General features: G+C 57.7%; 7 protein-coding genes, 1 other RNA gene and 1 pseudogene. 8 read left to right on the top strand and 1 reads right to left on the bottom strand.

Annotated elements, in window-relative coordinates:
- The 3 genes and pseudogenes from AC1DRJ_RS14285 to AC1DRJ_RS14275 all read left to right on the top strand — a co-directional run.
- Positions 1 to 186, top strand: a pseudogene (locus AC1DRJ_RS14285) (hypothetical protein); the annotation flags it as partial.
- Positions 187 to 286: 100 nt separating this feature from the next.
- An RNA gene (gene ffs / locus AC1DRJ_RS14280) (signal recognition particle sRNA small type) lies at positions 287 to 383 on the top strand.
- Between the two features lie 736 nt (positions 384 to 1,119).
- Entirely contained in the window at positions 1,120 to 1,617 is a 498-nt protein-coding gene (locus AC1DRJ_RS14275) for a hypothetical protein (protein WP_477802725.1), read from the top strand.
- A 159-nt stretch (positions 1,618 to 1,776) separates the two neighbouring features.
- Here AC1DRJ_RS14275 and AC1DRJ_RS14270 read toward each other — a convergent pair whose 3' ends face one another.
- A complete protein-coding gene (locus tag AC1DRJ_RS14270) occupies positions 1,777 to 2,535 on the bottom strand; it encodes a substrate-binding periplasmic protein (RefSeq protein ID WP_477802724.1) in 759 nt (252 codons plus the stop codon).
- A 144-nt stretch (positions 2,536 to 2,679) separates the two neighbouring features.
- Here AC1DRJ_RS14270 and dnaX point away from each other — a divergent pair, with 144 nt between their 5' ends.
- From dnaX to AC1DRJ_RS14245, 5 genes are all read left to right on the top strand, one after another.
- On the top strand, positions 2,680 to 4,734 hold the full coding sequence (dnaX, locus tag AC1DRJ_RS14265) for a DNA polymerase III subunit gamma/tau (protein ID WP_477802723.1): 2,055 nt from the start codon (positions 2,680 to 2,682) through the stop codon (positions 4,732 to 4,734).
- Positions 4,735 to 4,800: 66 nt separating this feature from the next.
- Positions 4,801 to 5,139 carry a YbaB/EbfC family nucleoid-associated protein gene (locus tag AC1DRJ_RS14260; protein ID WP_007949476.1) on the top strand — a complete coding sequence of 113 codons (339 nt, stop codon included), beginning with the start codon at positions 4,801 to 4,803 and terminating at the stop codon, positions 5,137 to 5,139.
- Between the two features lie 266 nt (positions 5,140 to 5,405).
- Positions 5,406 to 6,440: an NADP-dependent oxidoreductase gene (locus AC1DRJ_RS14255; protein WP_477802722.1), complete on the top strand. Its 1,035-nt coding sequence runs from the start codon at positions 5,406 to 5,408 to the stop codon at positions 6,438 to 6,440.
- Between the two features lie 65 nt (positions 6,441 to 6,505).
- A complete protein-coding gene (gene recR / locus AC1DRJ_RS14250; RefSeq protein WP_477802721.1) occupies positions 6,506 to 7,108 on the top strand; it encodes a recombination mediator RecR in 603 nt (200 codons plus the stop codon).
- A gap of 183 nt (positions 7,109 to 7,291) precedes the next feature.
- Positions 7,292 to 8,440, top strand: coding sequence for an acyl-CoA dehydrogenase family protein (locus AC1DRJ_RS14245; RefSeq protein ID WP_477802720.1), 1,149 nt, complete (start codon positions 7,292 to 7,294; stop codon positions 8,438 to 8,440).
- Positions 8,441 to 8,525: the final 85 nt, after the last annotated feature.

The following is an 8,525-nucleotide window of genomic DNA, read 5'->3' as shown; positions in this document are numbered from 1 at the left end:
TCTGTAGCAGCTGTCGAGCAGCGCGAGGCTGCGTCCGGCTGCGAAGCAGTCGCCAGTTCGACGGTGGAGGTTTATCTGAAAAACCGCGTCACCTGGTTTTACGACTGYTKCGCAGCCGGACGCAGCCTCGCGCTGCTCGACAGCTGCTACAGAGTGCGGTGTTTCAAAGGTATTGCATGTCCTTGAAGCAATTCATTTTTTTTAATCCGCGCCAACGGTTGTAACTTCGTCTCAGATAGGTACAATGGCGCGGCTCGCCGTCAGGTGAGCGTCGTTATGGTGACCCCATCGGTCCCCCCGCAACGATTACCCGTGAACCTGGTCAGATCCGGAAGGAAGCAGCCACAGCGGGAACATTGTGTGCCGGGGTGTGGCTGGTGGGGTTACCACCTATTTCTAATCCTTGGTTCTACAAGGATTTGTCAGTCAAAAAATCTCGAAGTGTGACAGCGTTCAGGTACGCCTGAGTGGTGCGCCGTGCTGGGCATTCCAGTCGACTCAATTTCTCCTTCCCGGCCTACACCTTTGCGGTCCTCCCGCCATCATCAGTGGCAGTGGTATGGCTGCGATCCGGCATGGCAGCACTGACCTGGGGGAGAGGCTTTGCGGCAGCCACCACCATGTTGAACAACTTTTGTATCATTCACAGCAGGCGTGAGAAAGACTCCTTGAGCCAGTCCGGCTTGAGCGGTGATGGCTAATGCTGTGAAAACCACAGCTAAAGCCCACTTGTTTGTAAACATCTTACCTCCTGATTGGATTTAATGACCTGGCCAGGTGAACCTGAGCAGTTACTTAATTAGTAACATCGTGCCAGCGGTCTTACTTGATCCACGTCAAACRTTATCTTGGCCGCGACAACCGATGGTCGAATTCTCCGTACCCGTTGTGGTGTTGAACTCCAAGTGAGTGCGTATGAGTTATTGGAATCGCTGTCCGAATGTTGATGAACCAATGTCCAAATGAATGCGGATTCCATTCATAAATGCCAAAACCCTGAAATGTCATGAAAAGCCATGAAAACTTCTGAGTCGCTCGGACACATTCGGACACGTTCTATACAGTCTGCGTCGGCCAATAAAGGCCGCCGCAAAGACGGCAGAATATCTGGGGCTGGTAATGAACACGAGAATAATAAAAATAGCGGCTGCATTCGCAGCGATATTGAGTCTTCATGGCTGCGCTAGCATCGTCGGTGAAACGGAGTATCCGGTGGCGGTCTTAAGTGCGCCTGAGGGCGCTTCCTTTGAGATCCGGAACAGGTCTGGTCAGATAGTTCATTCGGGGAACGCGCCAAGCACCGTGACGCTGAAGTCTGGTAAAGGGTATTTCTCCGGGCAGACCTATACCTTGCTATTCAAGAAGGATGGATATTCTGATAAGACAATGACCCTGGATTCGGATATTAGCGGATGGTATTGGGGTAACTTCTTGATCGGAGGCTTGATTGGAATGCTTATTGTTGACCCGGTAACCGGGGCGATGTACAAACTTCCAGAGTCAATCTCGGCTGATATGGGCAAACCAGTCGCCAAGGCGAACATCAATACTCCTACAGTGGTCAGTATCGAATCTTTGACTGAAGCACAGCGCGCTATGCTAGGTCTTAATAAGTAATGTCTGGTGAAACCGCCTTCACTACATTTCCATTAGTGCATTGCCCAGCCTAGTCAAATGTTGAGCAATCTAACGCTATTGAAAAATCATTATTAAATTGCAGTCCTGAACTTGCTCTTTGCTATTTTCTAAATAGTAAGCAGTTCAGGTTCTCTTTCCTCAGTTCGCCACTACGTTGGATGACTTGTCCCCAATGTACACTCGAATAATGTCATCAATTTCCCCCGACATTTTCATCCGCAACAACGTACGCAGAATGCGCTGCACCGGCACCTTGGGGTCGTTGCGCACGTAGCAGCCGACATGTTGTTCTTGCAACACCGCCACGGCTTTCAGTTGCCGGTCAGCCAGCAGGCGCTTATTGAACCAATCCAGTGTCCATTGATTGCTCACGGCATAGCGATAGCGCCCGGCGTTGAGTTTTTCCAGCACTTGTTCCTGGTTGCGTGCATCTTCGCGTTGCAGGCGGGCGGTATCGAACAGGGGTTGCAGCGTCGGGTAGCTGTAACCGTGCACCGTGCCGACAGGTTGCCGAGGTAAATTGCCCGGCGTTATCGAGTCTGGCGATTCTGGCAGGCCGATCAGAACGTCGTGCTGACGCCACAGTGGAATGCTCCAGATATAGTCGCCGGACTGATTGGGTAGCCAGGACTGTGCGGCATAGCAACGCACATCGACTTCGCCATGTTCCATGGCGTTTTGCACCCGCGCCCGGGGCATTACATGAAATTCAGCCGGCACGCCGACCTGGGTGGCGAGGCTGAGCATCACGTCATACAGAATGCCTTGGGTCACGCGGCCATGATCCAGTTGCACCATCGGCATCGCCCAACTGTCGGGCACGACAAAACGCAACGGCGCTTGGGCAGCGTTGACGTTCAGGCTTATCCATAGCAATGCCCCCAAGGCACAACGCATAAACGCTCCAGTACCGCTGAAACCCGAGCCGATTAAAGCCCCCCAAAGTACAGCTTAACCAGATTAGACGAGCACACCGGATGCAATTTTGCCCTTGCTCCGCTAGCATTAGCCGCTTCTGTTCCTTCGTTGCGACGGTTTTCGATGAGTTATCAGGTTCTTGCACGTAAATGGCGTCCGCGCTCGTTCCGCGAAATGGTCGGCCAGACCCATGTGCTCAAGGCTCTGATCAATGCCTTGGACAGCCAGCGGTTGCACCACRCCTACCTGTTTACCGGTACGCGCGGGGTCGGCAAGACGACCATCGCGCGCATCATCGCCAAATGCCTGAACTGTGAAACAGGTATCACGTCGACGCCGTGTGGCGAGTGCTCTGTGTGCCGCGAAATTGATGAAGGGCGCTTTGTCGACCTGATCGAGATCGACGCCGCGAGCCGGACCAAGGTCGAGGACACCCGCGAACTGCTCGATAACGTGCAATACGCCCCGAGCCGCGGGCGCTTCAAGGTCTACCTGATCGACGAAGTGCACATGCTCTCCAGCCATTCTTTTAATGCGCTGTTGAAAACCCTTGAAGAGCCGCCACCCTACGTCAAGTTCATTTTGGCGACGACCGACCCGCAGAAACTTCCTGCAACCATTCTGTCGCGGTGCCTGCAATTCTCCTTGAAGAACATGACGCCGGAGCGTGTGGTCGAACATTTGACCCACGTTCTGGGGGTCGAGAACGTCCCGTTCGAAGACGACGCGCTGTGGCTGCTGGGTCGTGCCGCCGATGGCTCGATGCGCGACGCCATGAGCCTCACCGATCAGGCCATCGCCTTTGGTGAAGGCAAAGTCATGGCCGCTGACGTGCGAGCGATGCTCGGTACCCTGGATCACGGTCAGGTCTACGACGTTTTGCATTCGTTGATCGAAGGTGATGCCAAGGCGTTGCTCGAAGCCGTCCGCCATCTGGCCGAACAAGGCCCGGACTGGAACGGCGTACTCTCGGAAATTCTCAACGTGCTGCACCGTGTCGCCATCGCCCAGGCCTTGCCTGAAGGCGTCGACAACGGTCACGGCGACCGTGACCGGGTGCTGGCACTGGCCCAGGCGTTGCCGGCCGAAGACGTGCAGTTCTACTACCAGATGGGCTTGATTGGCCGGCGTGATTTACCACTGGCACCGGATCCGCGTGGTGGTTTTGAAATGGTCCTGCTGCGGATGCTCGCCTTCCGCCCGGCAGACACCGTGGACGCCCCGAGGCAACCGCTAAAGCCAGTGGGGATCAGCCAGGCCACAGTTGATTCCGCAAATTCAGTGGCTGCCGCGCCCGTTGTTGCGCCGGTAGTCGCTGCGGCAGTTGCACCTGCTCCAGTTCCTGCTCCAAAGCCTGAGCCGGTAGCGCCCGTTGTCGTGCCTGAACCGGTGGTTGAGCCCGTAGCGGTCGAGGAAGTCGTCGACCTGCCGTGGAATGACCCGGTCACTCCCGAAGTGGTGCAGCAACCCGCCGTCGAGCCGGTGCTGGAAACCGCTGGCGAGCAGCCTGAGTTGCCGCCAATGCCGTTGCCAACGCCGGACAGCGCGGTGCCGGACGCGCCGGAATGGGCTGCTGCGCCGATCCCGGAACCGTCCGTTGCTGACGTCGATGCCGCCACGCCGGGCATGGACCAGGATGACGAACCGCCGCTGGATGAGGATTACATCGAGCCGGACATGGATTCTGCCTACAGTTACCTCGATGAACTGGCCAGCGAACATGCCGCCGACCCAGCACCGGAACCAGAGCCGGAACCGGCTGCGATGCCGGCCACCGGTCTGGCGGCGCAATGGCTGGAGTTGTTCCCGAAACTGCCGATTTCCGGCATGACGGGCAGCATCGCCGCCAACTGCACGCTGATTTCCGTCGACGGGGATCACTGGCTGATGCACCTGGACCCGGCCCACAGCGCCTTGTTCAACGCGACTCAGCAACGGCGTCTAAACGATGCGTTGAACCAGTTTCACGGGCGCACACTGACCCTGAGCATGGAGCTGATCAAGCCTGAGCAGGAAACCCCGGCCCAGGCTGCGTCCCGGCGCCGTGCCAACCGTCAGCGCGAGGCCGAAGAGTCGATCCACGGCGATCCGTTCATCCAGCAAATGATGCAACAGTTCGGTGCGGTGATCCGTAACGATACTATTGAACCTGTCGACGCTCTGGTCAGTCAGGGCTAATAACTGAAGGCGTTCGGTCAAAAGGGCCGGACGCTGTTTAATCCAAGTACTTTTGAGGTGATTCCCATGATGAAAGGTGGCATGGCCGGCCTGATGAAGCAGGCACAGCAGATGCAGGAAAAAATGGCCAAGATGCAGGAAGAGCTGGCCAACGCCGAAGTCATCGGTAAAGCGGGCGGCGATATGGTCACCGTGGTGATGACCGGACGTCACGACGTCAAGAGCGTGACCATTGACCCAAGCCTTGTCGAAGGCTTAAGCGAAGACGACAAAGAGATGCTGGAAGCCGTCGTCGCCGCCGCCGTCAACGATGCCGTACGCAAGATCGAAGCCAACAGCCAGGACAAAATGTCCGGTGTGACCGCTGGCATGCAACTGCCGCCGGGCATGAAGCTGCCATTCTGATTCGCTAAAGCGCGTTGGATGAGCTACAAAAAAATGCCAGGCATCGCGCCTGGCATTTTTGTTTCTGGCCCACACTAATCGTTCCCATGCTTTGCGTGGGAATGCCTCAATGGACGCTCTGCGTCCGCTGCTGGGACGCGGAGCGTCCCGGGCTGCATTCCCACGCAGAGCGTGGGAACGATCGGAGTCAGAAACTTCGAACGCCACACCACCCAAACGGTCTGCTCCCCTATACCACCCAATTCTCGATAAAAGGAGACGCTCACATGCCACAAGCATTGACCCTCAACCAACGTATCGTCCTGGCGTCCCGCCCGGTAGGCGCGCCGACGCCGGAGAATTTCCGCATGGAAAGGGAAGCGCTGCCAGACCTCGCTGACGGCCAGGTACTGCTCAAGACCCTTTACCTGTCGCTGGACCCGTACATGCGCGGTCGCATGAGTGACGCGCCGTCCTACGCCGCCCCCGTCGAAATCGGCGAGGTGATGACCGGTGGGGCGGTCAGCCGGGTCGAGCGCTCGTCGAATCCGAAATTCCATGAAGGTGATGTGGTGGTGGGTGCCACCGGTTGGCAAAGCCACAGCATCAGCGACGGTCGCAACATCATCCCGGTGCCGTCCGGGCTGCCGAGCCCGTCGATGGCCTTGGGTGTGCTGGGCATGCCAGGGATGACGGCGTATATGGGCCTGATGGACATCGGTCAGCCCAAGGCCGGCGAAACCCTGGTGGTCGCGGCGGCGTCGGGCGCGGTGGGTTCGGTGGTCGGCCAAGTGGCGAAGATCAAGGGCCTGCGTGTGGTCGGTGTAGCGGGTGGCGCGGAAAAATGCCGCTATGTGGTCGACGAATTAGGCTTCGATGCCTGCGTTGATCACAAGAGCCCGAACTTTGCCGATGAGTTGGCGCAGGCGTGCGCAAGCGGTATCGACATTTACTATGAGAACGTCGGCGGCAAGGTGTTCGACGCGGTAGTGCCGTTGCTCAACGCCAAGGCGCGAATTCCGCTGTGCGGACTGATCGCTTCCTACAACGCCCATGAAGCTCCGACCGGCCCGGATCGCCTGCCGCAATTACAGCGGACGATTTTGACCAAGCGTGTGCGGATTCAGGGCTTCATCGTGTTCGATGACTACGGTGACCGTCAGCCAGAGTTCATCAGTGCCATGGCGCCGTGGGTCCGTGATGGCAAGGTGAAGTTCCGCGAAGACGTGGTCGATGGCCTGGAGCAGGCACCCGAAGCGTTCATCGGTCTGTTGGAAGGGCGCAACTTCGGCAAACTGGTGGTGCGGGTATCTCAAGACTGAGTATTTGACGCTAAAGAGAGGCGCGGGTATAAACCGCGTCTCGTTGTTTTGTCGGACGTTTCCCCATGAGCTTCAGCCCTTTGATTCGCCAACTGATCGATGCCCTGCGAATTTTGCCGGGCGTGGGTCAGAAAACCGCCCAGCGCATGGCGCTGCAATTACTTGAACGTGATCGCAGCGGTGGTTCGCGGCTGGCGTCGGCCTTGAGCCAAGCCATGGAAGGGGTGGGCCATTGCCGGTTGTGCCGCACGCTGACCGAAGATGACCTGTGCCCGCAGTGCGCAGATACCCGCCGCGACGACACCTTGTTGTGTGTGGTGGAAGGTCCGATGGATGTCTATGCGGTGGAGCAGACCGGGTTCCGTGGTCGCTACTTTGTCCTCAAGGGGCATTTGTCCCCGCTTGATGGCCTCGGGCCCGAGGCGATTGGTATCCCGCAATTGATGACTCGGATTGAAGAGGCGGGGAGCTTTACGGAAGTCATCCTCGCGACCAACCCGACAGTGGAAGGTGAGGCGACGGCGCATTACATCGCGCAGTTGCTAGGCAATAAAGGCCTGATCGCCTCGCGTATCGCCCATGGCGTGCCGTTGGGTGGCGAGCTGGAATTGGTGGATGGCGGGACGTTGGCGCATTCGTTTGCCGGGCGTAAGCCGATAGCCTTGTAGTGCTTGGACTGACGCCTTCGCGAGCAAGCCCGCTCCCACAGGGTGTATGTGAACGCCACAAATCCAATGTGGGAGTGAGCCTGCTCGCGATGCGGACACCTCGGTCAATCTGATTCACACATTCCTGTTGAAAACCAAGCAAGCGCTCGGTTAACTTCGCTGAACCTTCAGTGGAGTTCGCCGATGCCTGCCTTTCAGGAATACTTCGATCCCAGCCACCAATTGGTCCGTGACAGCGTCAGACGTTTTGTCGAGCGTGAGATTCTCCCGGACATTGATCAGTGGGAGGAAGCGGAAAGCTTTCCCCGTGAGCTCTATCTCAAGGCCGGTGCCGCCGGGATTCTGGGCATTGGCTACCCCGAAGCGTTGGGCGGCAGTCACGAAGGTGATCTGTTCGCCAAGGTCGCCGCCAGCGAAGAGCTGATGCGCTGTGGTTCTGGCGGGCTGGTGGCCGGTCTCGGTTCGCTGGACATCGGCCTGCCGCCGATTCTCAAATGGGCCAGGCCTGAAGTCCGCGATCGCGTCGTGCCTCAAGTCCTGGCCGGCGAGAAGATCAGCGCCTTGGCCGTCACCGAGCCCAGCGGCGGTTCTGACGTCGCCAACTTGCAAACCCGTGCCGTGCGTGATGGCGACTTCTACCGGGTCAGCGGCAGCAAAACCTTTATCACCAGCGGAGTTCGTGCCGATTTCTACACCGTTGCGGTGCGCACCGGCGAGCCGGGTTTTGGCGGCATCAGCCTGTTGTTGATCGAAAAGGGTACACCCGGTTTCACCGTCGGCCGTCAGTTGAAGAAAATGGGCTGGTGGGCGTCGGACACGGCCGAATTGTTTTTCGACGATTGTCGTGTGCCAGTAGGCAATTTGATCGGCGCCGAAAACATGGGCTTCGCCTGCATCATGGGCAACTTTCAGAGTGAACGTCTGGCTCTCGCACTGATGGCCAACATGACTGCGCAGCTGGCGCTGGAGGAAAGCCTGAAGTGGGCGCGTCAGCGTGAAGCCTTCGGTAAACCCATCGGAAAGTTCCAGGTGCTAAAACACCGCCTCGCCGAGATGGCGACAGCGCTGGAAGTGTCCCGGGAATTTACCTATCGCCAGGCGGCGAAGATGGCGGCGGGACAGAGTGTGATCAAGGAAATTTCGATGGCCAAGAATTTTGCCACTGACACAGCGGACCGGATCGTCAACGATGCGGTGCAGGTCCTGGGTGGTCTGGGTTACATGYGCGAAAGTCTGGTGGAGCGGCTGTACCGGGATAACCGGATTCTGTCGATTGGAGGCGGGACGCGGGAAGTGATGAACGAGATCATCAGTAAGCAGATGGGGCTTTAAACAGCTTTTGAGTCATGCAGTGTTGCCGCTGACGCTATCGCGAGCAGGCTCACTCCCACATTTGCTCTTTGTCATACACAAATTT

The sequence above is a fragment of the Pseudomonas sp. P5_B2 genome (assembly GCF_056400445.1).
This window is presented reverse-complemented; position numbering and strand designations above follow the sequence as displayed.